The sequence below is a fragment of the Anoxybacillus sp. FSL W8-0382 genome (assembly GCF_038003845.1).
GTDB classification, from domain to species: Bacteria; Bacillota; Bacilli; order Bacillales; family Anoxybacillaceae; genus Anoxybacillus; species Anoxybacillus flavithermus_G.
On the sequence record NZ_JBBOPX010000001.1, the window covers coordinates 2,175,528 to 2,194,519 of the forward strand.

The following is an 18,992-nucleotide window of genomic DNA, read 5'->3' on the forward strand; positions in this document are numbered from 1 at the left end:
CGATGACAAGCGACAACGACAAAAAAGCAAAAGACAATAACGCGAAACGACACGAAAAAAATATGGAGCGCGAAAAAAATCGCCAAGCTGGCAAGCGCGCCTACTCAAAAGAAACGAACCATTTGTAAACAAAAAAGATGCTCGCGCGGAGCATCTTTTTTACTTCGTTTGAATAGAAAGCATAATAAAGATTTTGTAAAGTTGTTCATATGTCAACAACCGACTATAATGGAAGCACAATATTTGTTTGAGGTGATCCATATGTCAAAAGAAAGTTCATTTGATATCGTGTCAAAAGTCGATTTGTCGGAAGTCACAAACGCCGTCAACATCGCGTTAAAAGAAATTCAAAATCGCTATGACTTTAAAGGGAGCAAAAGCGACATTTCGCTTGAAAAAGACGAGCTTATTCTTATTTCCGACGACGAGTTCAAACTAGAACAACTGAAAGATGTGCTCATCGGCAAACTTATTAAACGTGGCGTCCCTACAAAAAACATTCAATACGGAAAAGTGGAAGCTGCGTCTGGCGGAACGGTGCGCCAGCGTGCGAAACTCGTTCAAGGCATCGACAAAGACAACGCGAAAAAAATTAACACAATCATTAAAAATACAGGTTTAAAAGTGAAAAGTCAAATTCAAGAAGACCAAATTCGCGTCAGCGGCAAAAGTAAAGACGATTTGCAAAAAGTCATCGCCGCGATTCGCGAAGCAGATTTACCGATCGACGTCCAATTCGTCAACTACCGTTAAGAAGGCTATGCGCCTTCTTTTTTCTTTTCTCAAATAAAATAGTTGAATATTTCTAAAAAATCAGTTACATTTATGAGTAACTTCATACACATCATCTTATCGAGAGAAGGGGAGGGACTGGCCCGATGAACCTTCAGCAACCTGACGATCGTCAAGGTGCTAAGTCCAGACAAGCGATTCGCTTGGAAGATAAGAAGGAGCGTGCAACGTCTTCTTCTTATGGAGGAGACTTTTTTATTTGAAAAAGAAACGGAGGAATGGACGTGGGATTGCTAGATGATTTAAAAGAACGCATCGTCATCGCCGATGGAGCGATGGGGACGTTATTATATGCGCACGGCATCGATCGCTGTTTTGAAGAATTAAATGTGACAAAGCCTGAAGAAATCGTTCATATTCACGAAGCGTATATCGATGCAGGAGCTGAAGTCATCCAGACGAATACGTACGGAGCGAACTATGTAAAGCTCGCCCGCTACGGATTGCAAGATGATGTCAAACAAATAAACGAAGCAGCCGTTCGGCTCGCCAAGCAAGCCGCAAAAGGACGCGCCTATGTGCTCGGCACAATTGGGGGACTCCGCAGCACAAATAAAAGCACCATTTCGCTCGAAGAAGTGAAACGAACGTTTCGCGAGCAACTGTACGTCTTGTTAAACGAAGGCGTCGATGGCCTGCTGCTTGAGACGTATTACGATTTTGAAGAACTGCAAACCGTTCTTTCCATCGCTCGCCAAGAAACGACGTTGCCGATCATCGCCCACGTCACCTTGCACGACATTGGCGTCTTACAACATGGCATGCCGCTTGCAGATGCGCTGTGTCAACTCGAACAGCTTGGCGCCGATGTCGTTGGCTTAAACTGCCATCTCGGTCCGTATCATATGTTGCGCTCGCTTGAAGAAGTGCCGATTCCGACGCGCGCCTTTTTATCGGTGTACCCAAACGCAAGCTTGCCGCAATATCGCGACGGACGGTTCGTTTATGAAACGAGCGAACAATATTTTGAAGAAACAGCGCGCGCCTTTCGCGATCAAGGAGTTCGACTCATCGGCGGATGTTGTGGAACGACGCCGAAACATATTTCCGCTATCGCTCGCGCCCTGTCCGACCGCACACCTGTATATGAAAAAAAAGTGAAACAACGGCATACAATCGTCGTGCAAGAAGCGGAACAAACATCTGCACCTTCCCTAGCTGACATCGCACGCACGCGCCGTTCGATCATCGTCGAGCTCGATCCACCAAAAAAGCTCGGCTTAACAACATTTTTAGAAGGCGCCAAAGCGTTGAAAGAAGCACATATTGATGCGCTAACGCTTGCTGACAATTCGCTAGCAACACCACGCATTAGCAACGTCGCTGTCGGAACGATCGTCAAACAACAACTGAACATGCGCCCGCTTATTCACATTACATGCCGCGACCGCAATTTAATCGGCTTACAGTCGCACTTAATGGGGCTTCATACGCTCGGCATGACCGATGTGCTCGCTTTAACCGGCGATCCATCAAAAGTCGGCGACTTTCCAGGGGCGACATCCGTCTACGATTTATCGTCATTTGACCTCATTTCGTTAATTCGTCAATTTAACGAAGGGCTTTCGTATTCTGGAAAACCGCTCGGACAAAAAACGAACTTTTCCATCGCTGCGGCCTTTAATCCGAACGTACGCCATTTAGATAAAGCGGTGAAACGACTAGAGAAAAAAATTGAATGCGGAGCGCAATATTTTTTAACGCAGCCGCTATATAGTGAAAAACAAATCGAAGACGTATACGAGGCGACAAAACATTTGGCGACGCCAATTTACATCGGCATTATGCCGCTTACAAGCGCTAGAAACGCCGACTTTTTACACCATGAAGTACCGGGCATTACATTGTCTGATGACATTCGCGCTCGCATGGCCGCTTGCGCCAATGACCCGATTCAAGCAACAAAAGAAGGATTGGCAATCGCCAAATCGCTTATCGACGCAGCATTCGATTTATTCCAAGGTATTTATTTAATTACACCGTTTTTACGTTACGATATGACAGTCGAACTCGTTCGCTACACGCACGAAAAAGAGCGGCTCAAAAAAGAAAGGACGGTTTACCATGGCTAGTTTACTCGAACAGCTTGAAAAGAAAATTTTAATTATTGACGGGGCAATGGGAACGATGATTCAAGCCGCCAACTTAACAGCGGATGACTTTGGCGGTGAAGCGTACGAGGGATGCAATGAATATTTGACGATCACCGCCCCAGAAGTCATTGCCCACATTCATGAAGCTTATTTTGAAGCGGGCGCGGACATCGTCGAAACGAATACGTTTGGCGCAACGAACATCGTATTAGATGAATACAATCTCGGACATATCGCCCTTGAGTTAAATATCGAAGCGGCAAAGCTCGCTAAGCGAATCGCGGAGCAATATTCAACGAGCGATTGGCCACGCTTTGTTGCTGGTTCGATGGGACCGACGACGAAAACGTTATCTGTTACAGGCGGAACGACGTTTTCTGAACTTGTCGCCGCATACGAACAACAAGCGCGTGGACTATTACTTGGCGGCGTCGATCTTCTTTTATTAGAAACGTGCCAAGATACGTTAAACGTCAAAGCCGCTTTTCTAGGCATAACCGAAGCGTTTAAAACGGTCGGAAAACAAGTGCCGCTTATGATTTCTGGAACGATTGAACCGATGGGAACGACGCTTGCCGGACAGACGATCGAATCGTTTTTTATTTCGATTCAACATATGAAACCATTTGCCGTCGGCTTAAACTGTGCAACCGGTCCAGAATTTATGACCGATCATTTGCGCACGCTCGCCTCCCTCGCCAATACAGCCGTCAGCTGTTATCCAAACGCCGGTCTTCCGGACGAAGAAGGACATTATCACGAAACGCCAGACATGCTCGCGAAAAAAATTCGCCAATTTGCCGAGAAAGGATGGCTAAATATCGTCGGCGGCTGTTGCGGTACGACGCCTGAACATATTCGCGCCATCGCTGAAGCCGTTCGCGACGTGCCACCGCGCGTCATTCCGAAACAGTTTCCGATGCATGCCGTCTCTGGCATTGATGCGCTCGTTTACGATGAGACGATGCGCCCGCTTTTCGTTGGAGAACGAACGAACGTCATCGGTTCGCGCAAATTTAAGCGGCTCATTGCGGAAGGAAAATATGAAGAAGCGGCAGAAATTGCTCGCGCTCAAGTGAAAAACGGGGCGCACGTCATCGACATTTGTTTAGCCGACCCTGACCGCGATGAAAAAGAAGATATGGAACAATTTATTCAACAAGTCGTGAAAAAAGTGAAAGTGCCGCTCGTCATCGACTCGACAGACGAAGACGTCATTGCCTGCGCTTTATCGTATTCACAAGGAAAAGCAATTATTAACTCGATTAACTTAGAAGACGGCGAAGAACGATTTGAAAAAATTGTTCCGCTTCTTCATCAATACGGAGCAGCGGTCGTCGTCGGCACGATTGACGAACAAGGCATGGCGATCGAAGCGAAACGAAAACTTGATATCGCCCTTCGTTCATACGATTTACTCGTCAACAAATACGGTGTCTCACCGCACGACATCATTTTCGATCCGCTCGTTTTTCCGATCGGCACAGGAGATGAACAATACATTGGTGCAGCGAAAGAAACCATTGAAGGCATTCGCCTCATTAAACAACATTTGCCGAACTGTTTAACGATGCTCGGCATTAGCAACGTCTCATTCGGTTTGCCACCTGTCGGGCGCGAAGTGTTAAACTCCGTCTTTTTATACCATTGCACACAAGCTGGTCTCGACTATGCGATCGTCAATACCGAAAAATTAGAGCGATTCGCTTCCATTCCTGAAGAAGAAGTACGTTTAGCCGAGGCGTTGTTATTTGACACAAACGATGAAACGTTAAACGCGTTTATTCAATTTTATCGCGATAAAACGAAACAGCCGAAACAAGCAAACGTCCATATGACGTTAGAAGAACGGCTCGCCGCATATGTCGTTGAAGGAACGAAAGACGGGCTCATTGAAGATTTAACGCTCGCATTACAAACGTACAGCCCACTTGACATTATTAACGGTCCGCTTATGAACGGAATGGACGAAGTCGGTCGTTTATTTAACGACAACCAACTCATCGTCGCCGAAGTGTTGCAAAGTGCGGAAGTGATGAAAGCCGCGGTCGCCTTTTTAGAGCCGTATATGGAGAAAAACGAAACGAGCGTGAAAGGAAAAGTGCTGCTTGCAACCGTCAAAGGAGATGTACATGACATCGGTAAAAATTTAGTCGACATTATTTTAAGCAATAACGGGTTTCATGTCGTTGACTTAGGCATTAAAGTGACACCACAACAACTCATCGAAGCGGTGCGACACGAACAGCCCGATATGATTGGCTTATCAGGACTGCTTGTTAAATCCGCACAACAAATGGTGCTTACCGCCCAAGACTTAAAACAAGCCGGCATTTCGTTACCGATTTTAGTTGGCGGAGCGGCTCTGTCACGCAAATTTACCGATACGAAAATTGCCCCTGAATATGACGGTATCGTTTTGTACGCCAAAGATGCGATGGAAGGACTGACGCTAGCCAATCGCATCGTTCAACAAGATATCGTCTATGAGAAAAAAGAAAAAGTGGAACATGTAACAAAACAGCAAAACGCTGTCACTGTCATGACAAAGTCCAATGTGAAGCAAGCACCTATTTACGTTCCGACCGATACAGAAAGGCATATATTACAACACATTCCGCTTTCACACATTGAACCGTACGTCAATTGGCAAATGTTGCTCGGACACCATCTCGGCTTAAAAGGAAACGTCAAACAGCTGTTGGCGGAAGGAAATGAAAAAGCGATCATGTTAAAAGAGCTCATCGATGAATTACTTGCCGAGGCAAAACAAACAAGTTCGCTTGCACCAAAAGCAGTATATCAATTTTTCCCAGCAACAAGCGACGGCGATACGGTGATCATTTACGATCCGCGCGATCAACAAACGGTCATTGAGACGTTTACGTTTCCAAGACAAACGAAAGCACCGTATTTATGTTTAGCAGACTATCTTTCTAGCGAACAAATCGACTACGTCGGGCTATTTGCCGTTACCGCCGGGGCAGGCGTGCGCGATTTAGCACAACGGTTCAAAGAAGAAGGGCAATTTTTGAAAAGCCACGCGATTCAAGCGTTAGCGCTTGAACTAGCGGAAGGATTGGCGGAACGCGTGCATCAAATTATGCGCGACCGCTGGGGCTTTCCAGATTCGCCTGACTTTACGATGGAGCAACGGTTTGCGGCAAAATACCAAGGACAACGTTTTTCTTTCGGCTACCCTGCTTGTCCAAATCTAGAAGACCAAGAAAAACTTTTTCGCCTATTGCGTCCAGAAGAAATTGGCATTCATTTAACAGAAGGCTATATGATGGAACCGGAAGCGTCTGTCTCCGCCATCGTCTTCGCTCATCCAGAAGCAAGATATTTTAACGTGTTGTGAAAAAGCTGACTAAAGTCAGCTTTTTCACAAATCAATCCCTTTGATCGCATGAACGCCTTCACGGTAATAATGTTTTACTTCTTTCATTTCCGTCACTAAATCGGCAAGTTCAATGATTTCCTCTTTTGCCCCTCTTCCTGTGACGACAACGTGCGTATGCGCTGGCTTGTTCGTTAACGTATGTACAACGTCATAAAGCGGCAACACATCATCAATCGGAAACGACGTAATCGCTAACGCTACATTTAATTCGTCTAAAATAACGACATCATACATACCTGATTGCACGCACTCTTTCGCTAGCGCCCACCCTTTTTGCAATGCTTCGCGATGCTCAGACGGTGTTTTCGTCCATGTGAAACCAACACCTGTTTGGTGTACGGCGATGCCGAGCTGCTGTAATATTTTCGCCTCACCATATGGACGATGCGGCGATTTAATAAATTGAATGACAATCACTTTTTTCCCATGCCCCGTGGCCCGAACAGCAAGACCGACCGCTGCAGTCGTTTTTCCTTTTCCGTCCCCTGTATAAACAATCACCATGTTTCTTCCACCCACTTTAATTGATCGTGTAAACGTACAACGTCTCCGACAACAATAATCGCGGGGGAAGAAAGTTGTTTTTCATTGACGATGTCAACGATCGTTTGCAACGTACCGACGACCGTCCGCTGCTTATTTGTCGTTGCCCATTCAATGACCGCCACCGGCGTATGCTCATCTTTTCCATGACGTTTCAGCTGTTCGCAAATGTAAGCGATATTTGCCATCCCCATATAAAATACGATCGTATCTGTCGCTTGACTTAATGCATCCCAACGAATGCGATCGCGCTCTCCGCTTTGATGTCCAGCGATGAACGTCACCCCGCCCGCATAGTTGCGATGCGTCACAGGAATGCCAGCGTACGCTGGCGCAGCCACACCAGCTGTCACCCCGGGGACAATTTCATACGGAATGCCGTGTGCCCGCAAATGTTCTGCCTCCTCTCCACCGCGACCGAACATAAATGGATCACCGCCTTTTAATCGAACAACCGTTTTTCCTTGCAACGCATATTGTACAAGCCATTCGTGAATTTGTTGTTGAATATTTCCATGTTTTTTCGGCTCTTTACCGCAGTATAGTAGCTCGGCTTCTTCTTTCGCATATGCAAGCAGCTGTTTGCTCACGAGCCGATCGTAAATAATGACATCCGCCCGTTCTATACATTCGCGCCCATATACGGTAATAAGCTTCTCATCCCCCGGACCTGCCCCGACAATGTACACTTTTCCTTTATGCATCACCATATCTCCCCTTTTGAAATTCAATCATTTTTCGTTCAATCGTTCTCACATCGACATGTTTTTCGACGCAATCTGCTAGCTCGTCAAACGCTTCGTTGCGCAATCGCCGATAAAATGGTCGCTCTATAGGGAATAAAACGTGCTTTTTTCGCCGTACATCATTTAACAAATAATGACGAAACGCATCGTTATGAAATAAATCGTGCATATACGTTCCGATGACACGTTCATCTTTCGTTTTGCATCCATCTGTTTTCCCTTCCATAAAAATGAGCGGTTCGCCTCGTTTTACGCTTGAACGTCCCATATGAATTTCATAGCCTTCTACGTGGAACGTTTCGCCTTTGAACATCAATATTCCTTCGCATAACACCGTCGTTTTTTCGCGAGCGAGCGTCGTCTCCATCGGCAATAAACTTAATCCGTCGATCTCATCAAGCGGTGTTTCGACATGAAAAGGGTCTTGAATGCGCTCGCCAAGCATTTGATAGCCGCCACAAATGCCGACGATTGTCACATCCGTTCGTTCATATAAGCGTCGGAGAGCAGAAAATAAGCCCGTTTCTTTTAAAAAACAAACGTCTTCGATCGTATTTTTACTGCCCGGCAAAATGAGTATATCGGGCTCACCTAACAACGACGCGTCCGACACAAACCGTACCGAACAGTCCGGCTCCGCAAAAAACGGATCGATATCAGTAAAGTTGGAAATGCGAGGATATTGAATGACGGCTACATCGATCGCTTTCCCATCGTCTTTTTTCGTCGCATAACGAGAAAGTGCAACCGAATCTTCCGCATCGATGCGCACGTGCGTATACGGAACAACGCCAAGCACCTTCACACCTGTATATTGTTCGAACCAGCGCAATCCCGGCTGAAGAAGCGAAAGGTCGCCACGAAATTTATTAATGATGACGCCAATCACACGCTTGCGATCTTGTTCCTCTAATAATTGCAACGTGCCAACTAAACTCGCAAACACCCCTCCTCGCTCGATGTCGCCAACGAGAACGACCGGAGCATTTGCCATGCGTGCTACACGCATATTCACAAGTTCGCGATCATTTAAATTTACTTCTGCAGGGCTTCCCGCTCCTTCAATGACAAGCCGATCGTATTGCTTCATCAACATATCAAGCGATTGTTGAATAAGCTGAAGTCCAGTATGAAAAAACTCGCTTCGGTAGTCGCTCGCCTTCATATTTCCGTACGGTTTCCCATGTACAACAATTTGCGCTTCTTGATCGCGGCTCGGTTTAATTAAAATCGGGTTCATATGCGTCGTCGCCAACACGCCTGCTGCTTCCGCCTGCACCCCTTGCGCGCGTCCAATCTCCTTTCCGTCAACCGTCACATATGAATTGAGCGACATATTTTGTGATTTGAACGGGGCCGTCTTCCAACCGTTGCGCGCAAAGATGCGGCAAAAAGCGGTCGCGATGACGCTCTTTCCGGCATCCGAATGCGTTCCTTGAAACATAATCGGAAGCGCCCTACGCATCTTTTTTCACCTCGCTACACGCCTTGAGCCATCGCTCAACAAGCAAAGGATTTGATGGAAAATAAAAATGAACGTAACCGGCGACAAGACGTTTATCCATATAGCCATCTAATTTACATCCTCGCAACCCTTTCACTTCATATGCAAACTTTTCTTCTTTGCGTGGGACAAACGTCGAGTAATGAAATTCGTGACCTTTTGCTCTGTCATATTCAAGCAAAAAGTTCCCCTTTCGTCCCGTCACTTCGCGATATCCGAGAGCAGCGAGCTTTTGCTGCATACGTACGTATCCTGGGATGACGCCGACCATCTCGTAATATCGTTCGTCAGTTGTCGTCATAATTCCTTCCGTTAAATACATAAATCCGCCGCACTCTGCAAGCGTCGGTAAACCGCGTTGAATCGCTTCCGCAACCGACTGTTTCACTTGTTCATGTTGTGCAAGTTCCGCTGCAAATTCTTCTGGAAATCCTCCACCAATATATAGCCCATGTACATCATGTGGAACACATTCACCGACGAGTGGAGAAAAATAAACGAGTGTTGCCCCATACGCCTGAAGCATTTCTAAATTTTCTTCGTAGTAAAAATGAAATGCAGCGTCCTTCGCCACAGCAATGCGCACATCGTACGTTTGCTTCGGCTGAAAAAGTGGAGCGCTCGTCAGCTCATTCGCCTCGGCTAAGTCCCATATCGCATCCAAATCAACCGTTTTCTCTATTCGCTTGCCAAGCTCATTAAAAAACGGTTGAAGCTCTCCACGCTCCACAGATGGAACGAGCCCTAAATGACGCTCTGGAATCGTCAAGTCAACCTCTTTTTGTAAATAACCGACAACAGGAATACGGCATTGTTGCTCAATCGCTTCTTTCACAAGCCGAAAATGTCCTTCGCTCCCAACGCGATTCGCGATCACCCCAACGATGCGAACGCGCTCATGAAACGATTGAAACCCGCGCACGACAGCCGCCGCACTTCGCGCCATTCCTGAACAATCAACGACTAACAACACCGGGCTTTCCGTGATGATGCTAATTTCTGCAGTGGAACCTTCATCTGTCGTCGCTCGTTTCCCATCAAATAGCCCCATTACCCCTTCAATAATGGAAAGATGCGCTCCTTCGCTTCCTTTCTTGCATACGTAGCGCACAATGTCTTCATTTCCCATCCAACTATCTAAATTGCGCGAACGCCTTCCCGTCACCGCCGTATGATACGTCGGATCAATGTAATCAGGTCCACATTTAAACCCTTGAACAACATAGCCTTTTTGTTTAAACGCACTCATTAAGCCGAGCGTTATCGTCGTTTTTCCAACACCGCTCCCAGTCCCAGCCACGACAATTCTTTTCACCGCTCTCCCTCCCATAGCGCAACGGAAATCGTCACATTCCCACTCTTTTTTTTCGTTAAAATAAGCTTTTGTTGTCCGCTATATCGCTTTGCTGCAGGTTCGCTTACACCATATGCCCCAGTATAGCGAAATACTGTTTCAGACGGTTCATCAATCGGAACGTCGTTTAATTGTTCGGGCGTATAAAAAATAAGCGGCCACCCATATTTGTTTGCGACGGCTAATAAACCTTCTTCATCTTTTTTTAAATCAATTGTGCATAATGCTTTCACACTTTTTATAGAGAAACGTAGCTGTTGTAACGTATCACAAATCACTTGTTCAATTTCTTGTGCGCTTGTCCCACGATTGCAACCGATGCCAATGACGATCACTTTCGGACGATACAACACTCCATGTTGTAAAATGGCTTGTTCCTCTTTCTCGAGCAGCCGATGCGTCACAACTAATGCTGCATCAGGCCTTGCTTTCAGCGCTTCCGCAATCGACCCATATGTACGAATGTTCGCTGGAAGCGGTGCATCATATGTCCACCAATGCCGCTCCCCTGATTCTTGTACAATCGCGACGTGTTGCTCGTTCACAACGGCAGCGCTCACAGGTGTTAAGTTTTCTTCGTTCTCCCACACCCATCCGAACGAGCGGCCAAATAAATCAACAGCAATTGTTTGTTGCACATCAGATGCTGTTGTAATAACTGGACGGGCATGCAGCAATGCCGCTACTTGGCGCGTTAATTCGTTTGCCCCACCTAAATGGCCAGACAACACACTAATGACATGCTCCGCCTTATCATCAATAACAACAACAGCAGGATCTGTTTTTTTATCTTTTAGTAACGGGGCAATCATGCGCACAACTGCCCCAAGAGAAATAATTAAAATAAGACCGCGGTACGTGCCGAACCATTTTCCTAAATGAGAGCGAACATTTCCAGAAAATAAATAAATACCTTTTTGCTTTTCATCACCTTTTGCAAATTTATCTGTGTAATACACGTGTGTATCTGGGAGTGTTTCATGTAGTTTTCGTGCAATTTCTACTCCGTGCTTCGTAATGGCTACAACGGCATACATGTTATTCCCCACCTTTTCGATAGCCGTGTGTAAACGTTTCATCATACAATTTGGAACGACATGATTCATCGAGTTCATTAGAAAGCGCCCAGCCTGCTAAAATAAGGGCATGTTTCCGAATGCCGTGGCGCTGCATATCTTCATGTAGCGTACCAACAGTAGAACGAACGACTTTTTCATCCGGCCATGTCGCTTTATACACAACGACAACAGGCGTATGCTCGCTCCATCCTGCTTCAAGAAATGCAGCTGTCACTTTTTTCGTTAACGTCGCACTTAAAAAAAGAGCGATTGTACAATGATGTTGCGCCAACGAAGCGAGCTGTTCTTTTTCAGGAACTGGGGTTCTTCCTTCTGCTCGCGTTAAAATGACCGTTTGCGTTAAATTCGGTACGGTCAATTCTACTTGTGCCGCAGCGGCGGCAGCGAACACCGAACTAACTCCCGGAACGATGTCAACGTCAATGCCTTCTTTTTTCAAAAGCACGATTTGTTCCATCGTCGCCCCGTAAATCGACGGATCACCAGTGTGAAGACGAACGACGATACGTCCGTTTTTCACTTCTTCGCACATCATGGCAACCATTTGCTTTAAATGCATACCCGATGTACAAAAAATGCGCGCGCTTTCTTTTGCATATGTAAGCAGTTCATCATTGACAAGCGAATCGGTGTAAAAGATGGCGTCCGCTTGCTGCAACAGCTTCATTCCTCTGACTGTAATTAAATCGCTCGCTCCCGGACCAGCGCCGACAATATATATTTTCACTTTCTCACCACCATTAATGTTAAATAAGGTAATGACACTTGCTCCAACTGTTCAATATTCCATATGACCTCTTCGTGAGATGTCACTTTTGTCACAACTGCTGCTTTGTTTGTTATATTCATCTCCCTTAAAATGGCAAGAAGCAGCGACATCACTTTTGCGACTTTTAAAAAAATGACGCAATCGTGCGTTTCAATCACTTTTTTCATCGCATCATAATCATCTCGTGCTGGGACGATGGCAACTGTCTCATCCCCATCCGCTAGCGGCAACTGCAAACGTGCGGCTGCTCCATTTATAGATGAAATGCCAGGTACAATTTCAATCGAAACGTTCGGATATTTCATTTGCATCGTGCGCATAAAATGAATCCATGTGCTATATAAAAGCGGATCGCCTTCCGTCACAAACGCAACATGCTTCCCCTCACGCAAATAAGTCCATACCGTTTCGACTGTTTCATTCCATTTTTCCCGCAACACATTTTCGTCTTTCGTCATCGGAAAAACGAGACCAAGCACCTGTTTTTCTTTTGGCGAAAAGTACGCATCGACAATTTGCTGCGCATAACTTTTACTGCCATTCGCCTTTTTTGGATAAGCAATGACGTGCGCCTCTTTCAATCTACGAAACGCTTTGACTGTTAGTAGTTCTGGGTCCCCCGGACCAACTCCTATGCCGTATAACGTACCAATCATTCTGTATCCCTCTTCCATGCTGAAATGATATATATTGGATTTAATGCATCAAAACGCGTCAATTGTAAAATCGGTTTGCTACGTGAAAATTGGGCGAGCAAAATATCAACAGTATATCCATAGCTTCGTAATGCATCGATCGCTTCATATAACGTTTCGACCGTGACTGCATTGATGACGATGCGCCCACCTTTTTTTAATCGCGTACAACAAACAGCAATAATGTCACGCAAACTCCCTGATGTACCGCCAATAAAAATCGCATCTGGATCAGGAAACTGCTCCAAATGTTCTGGCGCGCGGCCGTGAATGAGTGTAAAATCTACGCGAAATTTTTTCATATTTTTCTGACATATCTCAATATCATAGGCGTTTTTCTCAATTGCAAATACTGCTCCTTCACGAGCCATTTTTGCCGCTTCAATAGCTACCGACCCTGTACATGTGCCAATGTCCCATACAACGCTTTTTTCATGAAGATGGAGCGCCTGCAAACTTAATACCCTCACTTCTTTTTTCGTAATGAGCCCTTTTTCTGGCTTGCGCTGAAAAAATTCAGCATCGTCGATCCCAAACATCCACTTCGTCCCATCTGTTTTTCTGCGCAAAACGACAATATTTAATGGAGCGAACGAAGCCTCCTTCATCTCTTCCAACGTAAAAAAACGACAGCGCTCGTTTTCGCCCCCAAGATGTTCCCCGACAAACGCCTCATATTCAGTCATCCCATAAGCCAACAAATACGACGCAATGGCAGGCGGATCGTTCGTTTCATCTGTTAAAATAGCTACCTTTTCTTTTCCATCGATTCGCTGTGCCAATCCTTTCATCGTACGCCCGTGCAAACTAACGATGTATGCATCATGCCAACTTTCTCCCATTTTCGCAAACGCCCATTGCAACGAGCTTACAGAAGGATATACTTCAATCGGCACTTTTTTTGCTAAATAACTACCGATTCCATAAAACATTGGATCCCCTGAAGCTAAAATAACTGTTTTTTTCGGCTCATTCATTAACGTGGAAACGAGCGATGATAAATTGTTCCGAATAACGATTTTTTCTCCTTTGTAATGAGAAAAAAAGATAGTTGCCGTTCCCCACCAACAAGCCGTTCACTTTCATCAATCCATTGTTTATATAGCGTAGGGAGGGATGCTGCTCCGTCAGCACCAATCCCGATTAACTTCATTCGCTCCATCGCTTCGCACCGCCTTTCCTAAACATTGCCCTTTCAGCGTATATAACGTCGTCTCGACAGTCAGTCCGCCATTCACTTCCCGAAACGCATGTTGGCAACAATAGTCACATAACAAATGAAAGAATGACAAATGTCCAGCTTCATACATCATATCGCCAACTTGCGATGCGGTATTCGCCTGTTTAACAGCTTCAATCATATGTGTTGGAGCACCTGATTGTTTCGCAACGTCTGCTAAAAATTGAAAATCAACAGGTGCACTTTTGGAATGAACCATCATAACGCCTTGGGCGACTTTCGAAAATTTTCCCATCATCCCAACGAGCGACACTTTTTTTATCCCGAGCCGCTTACATTGTTTTAATGTAAATCCAACAAAATCCCCCATTTCAATAAATGCTTCTTCTTTCAAATGAGGATATTGTTTCATTGCATATGTTTCACTTCTTCCACCCGTGGTGACAACAACATGATCGCAGCCACAAGCGACCGCAACTTCAAGTGCACGCACAATACTTGCTCGATACGCTGATGTCGAAAATGGAACAACGATGCCGCGCGTCCCTAAAATCGAAATGCCTCCAACGATACCAAGACGGCCGTTTAATGTTTTTTTCGCAATTTCTTCTCCATTTGGAACAGAGATAATAATGCGCACACCACGTTTTATACCGTATTTTGTCATCAACTCATTGGCAACGTCCATCATCATTTGCCGCGGCACGGGATTAATCGCTGCTTCGCCAACAGGAATAGGTAAACCCGGTTTTGTTACTCTTCCTACCCCTTCTCCTCCGTCAATATGGATGCCCTCTTCCGTCCAGCTTACAGTTGCGACAATAGAGGCACCGTGTGTCACATCTGGATCATCTCCCCCATCTTTAATTACCGTTGCGCTCGCTCGTTCTTCTTCCATTTCACAAGAAACGATCGCAAAGGTAACTTCTCGTCCGATCGGCAACATAATGGTCGCTTCTGTTTGTTTCACGCCAGTAATGAGCGCACATAACGCCGCTTTAGTAGCAGCCGTTGCACACGCCCCTGTCGTATATCCTTCACGCAACTTTTCTTTTTCCATACTTATTCCCGCTCCGCTAAAATGGACAACGCATTTAATGCGGCGACAGTTACCGTACTCCCTCCCTTTCTCCCGATATTTGTGATAAACGGAACATCCAATTTCGCCAATTCTTCTTTCGATTCTGCTGCTGAGACAAATCCGACGGGTAATCCGATAATGAGACTTGGGCGCGCCTCCCCTTCTTTCACTAGTCGAATGAGTTCTAGTAGAGCTGTCGGAGCGTTACCAATGGCAAAAATGCCCCCCTCCGCTTCTTGCACCGCTTTGCGCATCGCAACAATCGCTCTCGTTGTGTTTAATCGTTTCGCTTCTTTTATCACATCTTCATCAGAAATGTATACATGAACGCTCCCACCATATTTTTCAATACGCGCTTTATTAATTCCAACTTGCACCATTTGTACATCAGCCACGATCTTTTTCCCGGCACGAATCGCAGCCATTCCCGCTTCAATCGCTCGCGGATGAAACAACAAACTTTTCCCTAATTCAAAATCGGCGCTCGCATGAATGACGCGTTGAACAACGGCATACTGCTCAGCAGTGAATGCATGCTCCCCTATTTCTTCATCAATGATTTGAAAGCTTTTTTGCTCAATTTGTTCTGGTTGCACAGTTATTGGACGAAACATTTACTTTTCCTCCTTTTTTATCTCTCGCTCAAGTGCGCGAATGATGTCGGAAAACTCATTGTACACGTTTGGATAAGCAAGTTTTGGGCGACGAATAACAACCGTTTCAATACCAAGCTCTTGCGCCGCAGCAATTTTTTCATCAACGAATCCAACCCGTCCGCTTTCTTTCGTCACAAGAAGCGTCACTCCGAAGTGTTTCATAAGTGCAACATCTAACTGTTTCGTAAACGGACCTTGCATCGCAATAATATTTTCTTGTGGAAAGCCCAATTGTTCGCACTTTTCCATATTGTCCTTCCGCGGTAACATACGGGCAATGAGGCGAACATCGGGAAGCGGAAGCAACTGCTCTGCAAAAATGTGTAACGTTTTGCTTCCCGTCGTAAGCATAATGACTCCTCTTTTTTTTGCTGCATACTGTGCCGCCGCTTCATAGCTATCGACAAATGTAACGCGCTCATACGCAATCACGCTTTCTTTTCGCTCATAGCGAATGTACGGAACGCATGCTCTTTCCGCAGCTTGCATTGCTTGACGCGACGCCTCTTCCGCAAACGGATGGCTCGCGTCAACGATCGCCTTAACTTTATGTTCGTTCATGAGCGCAATCATTTGTGACGCTGTTAATCGTCCGACGTGCGCATGAATGCCGACATGAGCCATCTGCTCTGCCGCATGTTCGGTAACGACGGTCGCAAATATGTCATATCCCGCATCGCGAATAGCTAGCGCTAACTGTCTCGCATCGCTTGTTCCTGATAACATCATAATCATGTGCTTCACCTCAATGATCGTGATGGTGATGATGGTGATGATGTTCAGCGACATGAAGCCGATATTGACACGTATCACAATTCATACGAACCGAATTGCTTATTGCTTCTTGCAACCGATCAAGCACAATCGTTTGTAGTGCCGGGTGAAAACCAAAATAATGCGCAAGCACAAACGAAATGTCCGAGTATGTGCTTTGAAACTCGGAAACTCGCTTTTCTAACCGTTTGATTAATACGCCCGTAAATAAAAAGTACGGCAAAATCACAATTCTTTTCGCACCGAGTTTGATACATCTGTCGATGGCCTCATCTAATGACGGATTCGTCACCCCCATAAACGCCGGTTCTACAATCGTCTGTTTATTTCGCTCCCAAAATAAGCGAGCAATTTTATACAAATCGCTATTTGCATCTGGATCGCTTCCACCGCGCCCAAGCAAAATGATCGCTGTCTGCCCATCCATAACAATCCCTGCTTCTTGCAGACGGTCGTTTAAAATCGTAAACGTGGCGTCATGAATACCGAGCGGTCGTCCGTACGTAAATGAGACGTACGGGTAACGTTCTTTTGCCTCATCAATCGCTGCCGGAATATGCAACTTCGAATGACCAGCTGGCAGTAAAATGATTGGAATAACAATAACGTCCGTTGCCCCTTTTTCTACACAATGGACAATACCGTCTATAACAGATGGGACACCGAACTCTAAAAAACACGTGTACACATAAAACGTCTGATCAATTTGCGGACGAAGCATTTGAACAAACTGGCGAACTTGCTCGTTTCCTTCTTCATCCCTACTTCCATGCCCAACAAATAAAATTGCTCTCATTTGCCTCACTCCCCACATGCCGCTGGCTCTGTTTTTAACGTTTCACCGTAAACAAAACCGCCGACTTCTTTTTTTCGTTCAAAAAATTTATGGAAACGTTCATTCGCATATCCTTCCTCTTTATATTGCCTAATGATACGAGTGATCGTTTCAATCAACTGATCAGGATGAATACCTTCAGCAACAAGCTGTCCCGGATGAGCATTTCTCCCTACCGTTTTTCCACCTAAAAATAAATCAAATGCTCCTTTCCGATAGACGATGCCAATATCTTCATGGACAGCGCCATAACAAGCCATGCCACACCCGTTAAATCCAAGCCGCAATTCTTTTGGCAATTCCATCCCGCCAAATTGTTTGTATAATTGTTCAGCATAAGGAATGGCGTCTTTTTTCTCTCCGTCACAAAAATCACATGCTTTCATAACAAATACATTTCCTGTTGGGGCGACGGTTAAACCAGCTTCTAAAAGCTCACGAACAACTTCGTCTGGTCGCTCCGTTTCCATCGTCACTTTAAGATAATGATCTGGTGTGTACGTAATTGTTCCTTTTTCACCAACGATGCGTGCAATGTCTATCATTTGTTTCGTTGTTAACGTTTTATTTGTCACCCCTGGACTAATGGCTATTTCTAATCTTTCTATCTGTTTTGGAGCACTCACTTTTTCGTACGCTTCTTCGGCAATCGCGCGCACGTTTGCGAGTGACCACGGTTCCGCCTCTGGTCGCAGCCGTTCATGTGGCTTTAACGGTTGAACAGCGCTCGCTAGCTTATATTTCCGTTCATAACCACGAGGTGTAATCATCAGTCCATCGTAAACAAATGTGGAAGAGTTCCCGATAATAACGGTCGTTAACATACCGATGTCGTGCTCTAACATGTCTCCTAAACTTGTTAATACAATATGTTGTCGTTCGCGGTACGCGCTTTTGACGAGACCAACAGGTGTATGTGGTGAACGATATGTTAATAAAATACGTTGCGCTTCGACAATCTGCTGGGTACGGCGACCGCTTTTTGGATTGTATAGCGCAATAACAAAGTCAGCTGCTGCGGCTGCCTCAATTCGTTTGGCGATGATGTGCCATGGTGTTAAATGGTCGCTTAAACTAATCGTGCATGCATCGTGCATAATCGGTGCCCCTAGCAAAGCGGCACAAGAATGAATTGCAGAAACGCCCGGAATGATTTCTACTTCCACTCCCGTTTCTTTTCTCCATCCTTTCTCAATTAACACCTCGTAAACAAGCCCAGCCATTCCGTACAACCCGGCATCTCCGCTTGAGATGACAGCGACGTTTTTTCCACGTTCTGCCTGCTTTACAGCTTCTTGTGCTCGACTCACCTCTTCCGTCATCCCTGTGCTAATCACTTCTTTTCCACGAATGATGTCTTTAATTAAATCGACATACGTTTTATAACCAACGATAACATCGCTTTCTTCAATCGCTTCACGCGCCCGTTTCGTCATATGATCAACACTTCCTGGGCCAAAACCGACAACAAACAATTTTCCCATTATG

At 45.5% G+C, this 18,992-nt stretch carries 16 protein-coding genes, 1 pseudogene and 1 riboswitch; of the genes and pseudogenes, 4 read left to right on the top strand and 13 right to left on the bottom strand.

Going from position 1 to position 18,992, the window contains the following annotated elements; all coding sequences use genetic code 11:
- Positions 1–2: 2 nt before the first annotated feature.
- The 4 genes from NSS60_RS11490 to metH all read left to right on the top strand — a co-directional run bounded on the left by NSS60_RS11490 (position 3) and on the right by metH (position 6,246).
- Positions 3–128, top strand: coding sequence for a DUF3941 domain-containing protein (locus NSS60_RS11490; protein WP_003395443.1), 126 nt, complete (start codon positions 3–5; stop codon positions 126–128).
- A 133-nt stretch (positions 129–261) separates the two neighbouring features.
- A complete protein-coding gene (locus tag NSS60_RS11495; RefSeq protein ID WP_021094041.1) occupies positions 262–753 on the top strand; it encodes a YajQ family cyclic di-GMP-binding protein in 492 nt (163 codons plus the stop codon).
- 93 nt (positions 754–846) lie between these two features.
- A riboswitch (SAM riboswitch) is annotated at positions 847–949 on the top strand.
- 67 nt (positions 950–1,016) lie between these two features.
- Positions 1,017–2,864 carry a bifunctional homocysteine S-methyltransferase/methylenetetrahydrofolate reductase gene (locus tag NSS60_RS11500; RefSeq protein ID WP_004891903.1) on the top strand — a complete coding sequence of 616 codons (1,848 nt, stop codon included), beginning with the start codon at positions 1,017–1,019 and terminating at the stop codon, positions 2,862–2,864.
- A complete protein-coding gene (metH, locus tag NSS60_RS11505; protein ID WP_004891906.1) occupies positions 2,857–6,246 on the top strand; it encodes a methionine synthase in 3,390 nt (1,129 codons plus the stop codon). Before NSS60_RS11500 ends, metH begins: the two co-directional genes overlap by 8 nt.
- Positions 6,247–6,270: 24 nt before the next feature.
- Here the strand turns inward: metH and cobO are convergent, their stop codons facing one another.
- The 13 genes and pseudogenes from cobO to cobJ all read right to left on the bottom strand — a co-directional run bounded on the left by cobO (position 6,271) and on the right by cobJ (position 18,991).
- The gene (gene cobO, locus NSS60_RS11510; protein WP_004891909.1) at positions 6,271–6,792 is read right to left on the bottom strand and encodes a cob(I)yrinic acid a,c-diamide adenosyltransferase; all 522 of its coding nucleotides are present in this window, start codon (positions 6,790–6,792) and stop codon (positions 6,271–6,273) included.
- On the bottom strand, positions 6,786–7,535 hold the full coding sequence (gene cobA, locus NSS60_RS11515) for a uroporphyrinogen-III C-methyltransferase (RefSeq protein WP_004891912.1): 750 nt from the start codon (positions 7,533–7,535) through the stop codon (positions 6,786–6,788). The genes cobO and cobA overlap by 7 nt, the downstream gene beginning before the upstream one ends.
- Entirely contained in the window at positions 7,528–9,042 is a 1,515-nt protein-coding gene (locus NSS60_RS11520) for a cobyric acid synthase (protein ID WP_004891915.1), read from the bottom strand. The genes cobA and NSS60_RS11520 overlap by 8 nt, the downstream gene beginning before the upstream one ends.
- Complete coding sequence (locus NSS60_RS11525) at positions 9,035–10,396, bottom strand: cobyrinate a,c-diamide synthase (RefSeq protein ID WP_004891918.1); 1,362 nt, start codon at positions 10,394–10,396, stop codon at positions 9,035–9,037. Before NSS60_RS11525 ends, NSS60_RS11520 begins: the two co-directional genes overlap by 8 nt.
- Complete coding sequence (locus NSS60_RS11530) at positions 10,393–11,472, bottom strand: cobalt-precorrin 5A hydrolase (protein WP_004891921.1); 1,080 nt, start codon at positions 11,470–11,472, stop codon at positions 10,393–10,395. The genes NSS60_RS11525 and NSS60_RS11530 overlap by 4 nt, the downstream gene beginning before the upstream one ends.
- A gap of 1 nt (position 11,473) precedes the next feature.
- Entirely contained in the window at positions 11,474–12,241 is a 768-nt protein-coding gene (gene cobM, locus NSS60_RS11535) for a precorrin-4 C(11)-methyltransferase (RefSeq protein WP_004891924.1), read from the bottom strand.
- The gene (gene cobI, locus NSS60_RS11540) at positions 12,238–12,939 is read right to left on the bottom strand and encodes a precorrin-2 C(20)-methyltransferase (RefSeq protein WP_004891927.1); all 702 of its coding nucleotides are present in this window, start codon (positions 12,937–12,939) and stop codon (positions 12,238–12,240) included. The genes cobM and cobI overlap by 4 nt, the downstream gene beginning before the upstream one ends.
- A pseudogene (gene cbiE, locus NSS60_RS11545) lies at positions 12,936–14,140 on the bottom strand (precorrin-6y C5,15-methyltransferase (decarboxylating) subunit CbiE). Before cbiE ends, cobI begins: the two are co-directional and overlap by 4 nt.
- Positions 14,106–15,218, bottom strand: coding sequence for a cobalt-precorrin-5B (C(1))-methyltransferase (locus NSS60_RS11550; RefSeq protein ID WP_088223467.1), 1,113 nt, complete (start codon positions 15,216–15,218; stop codon positions 14,106–14,108). Before NSS60_RS11550 ends, cbiE begins: the two are co-directional and overlap by 35 nt.
- Before the next feature lie 2 nt (positions 15,219–15,220).
- On the bottom strand, positions 15,221–15,853 hold the full coding sequence (locus NSS60_RS11555) for a precorrin-8X methylmutase (protein ID WP_004891934.1): 633 nt from the start codon (positions 15,851–15,853) through the stop codon (positions 15,221–15,223).
- The gene (gene cobK, locus NSS60_RS11560) at positions 15,854–16,630 is read right to left on the bottom strand and encodes a precorrin-6A reductase (RefSeq protein WP_004891936.1); all 777 of its coding nucleotides are present in this window, start codon (positions 16,628–16,630) and stop codon (positions 15,854–15,856) included. It lies immediately after the preceding gene.
- 10 nt (positions 16,631–16,640) lie between these two features.
- Complete coding sequence (locus NSS60_RS11565) at positions 16,641–17,465, bottom strand: sirohydrochlorin chelatase (protein WP_340720871.1); 825 nt, start codon at positions 17,463–17,465, stop codon at positions 16,641–16,643.
- 5 nt (positions 17,466–17,470) lie between these two features.
- Positions 17,471–18,991, bottom strand: a complete 1,521-nt coding sequence (gene cobJ / locus NSS60_RS11570; protein ID WP_035019264.1) for a precorrin-3B C(17)-methyltransferase — start codon at positions 18,989–18,991, stop codon at positions 17,471–17,473.
- Position 18,992 lies beyond the last annotated feature (1 nt).

What these genes read in the sequence shown, in the direction of transcription:
- NSS60_RS11555 (WP_004891934.1), bottom strand. Translation starts at nt 15,853, where the DNA reads ATGTTTCGTCCAATAACTGTGCAACCAGAACAAATTGAGCAAAAAAGC.
- NSS60_RS11550 (WP_088223467.1), bottom strand. Translation starts at nt 15,218, where the DNA reads ATGGAAAAAGAAAAGTTGCGTGAAGGATATACGACAGGGGCGTGTGCA.
- NSS60_RS11530 (WP_004891921.1), bottom strand. Translation starts at nt 11,472, where the DNA reads ATGTATGCCGTTGTAGCCATTACGAAGCACGGAGTAGAAATTGCACGA.
- NSS60_RS11565 (WP_340720871.1), bottom strand. Translation starts at nt 17,465, where the DNA reads ATGAGAGCAATTTTATTTGTTGGGCATGGAAGTAGGGATGAAGAAGGA.
- cobO (WP_004891909.1), bottom strand. Translation starts at nt 6,792, where the DNA reads ATGGTGATTGTTTATACAGGGGACGGAAAAGGAAAAACGACTGCAGCG.
- metH (WP_004891906.1), top strand. Translation starts at nt 2,857, where the DNA reads ATGGCTAGTTTACTCGAACAGCTTGAAAAGAAAATTTTAATTATTGAC.
- NSS60_RS11490 (WP_003395443.1), top strand. Translation starts at nt 3, where the DNA reads ATGACAAGCGACAACGACAAAAAAGCAAAAGACAATAACGCGAAACGA.
- NSS60_RS11495 (WP_021094041.1), top strand. Translation starts at nt 262, where the DNA reads ATGTCAAAAGAAAGTTCATTTGATATCGTGTCAAAAGTCGATTTGTCG.
- cobK (WP_004891936.1), bottom strand. Translation starts at nt 16,630, where the DNA reads ATGATTATGATGTTATCAGGAACAAGCGATGCGAGACAGTTAGCGCTA.
- NSS60_RS11520 (WP_004891915.1), bottom strand. Translation starts at nt 9,042, where the DNA reads ATGCGTAGGGCGCTTCCGATTATGTTTCAAGGAACGCATTCGGATGCC.
- cobA (WP_004891912.1), bottom strand. Translation starts at nt 7,535, where the DNA reads ATGCATAAAGGAAAAGTGTACATTGTCGGGGCAGGTCCGGGGGATGAG.
- cobI (WP_004891927.1), bottom strand. Translation starts at nt 12,939, where the DNA reads ATGATTGGTACGTTATACGGCATAGGAGTTGGTCCGGGGGACCCAGAA.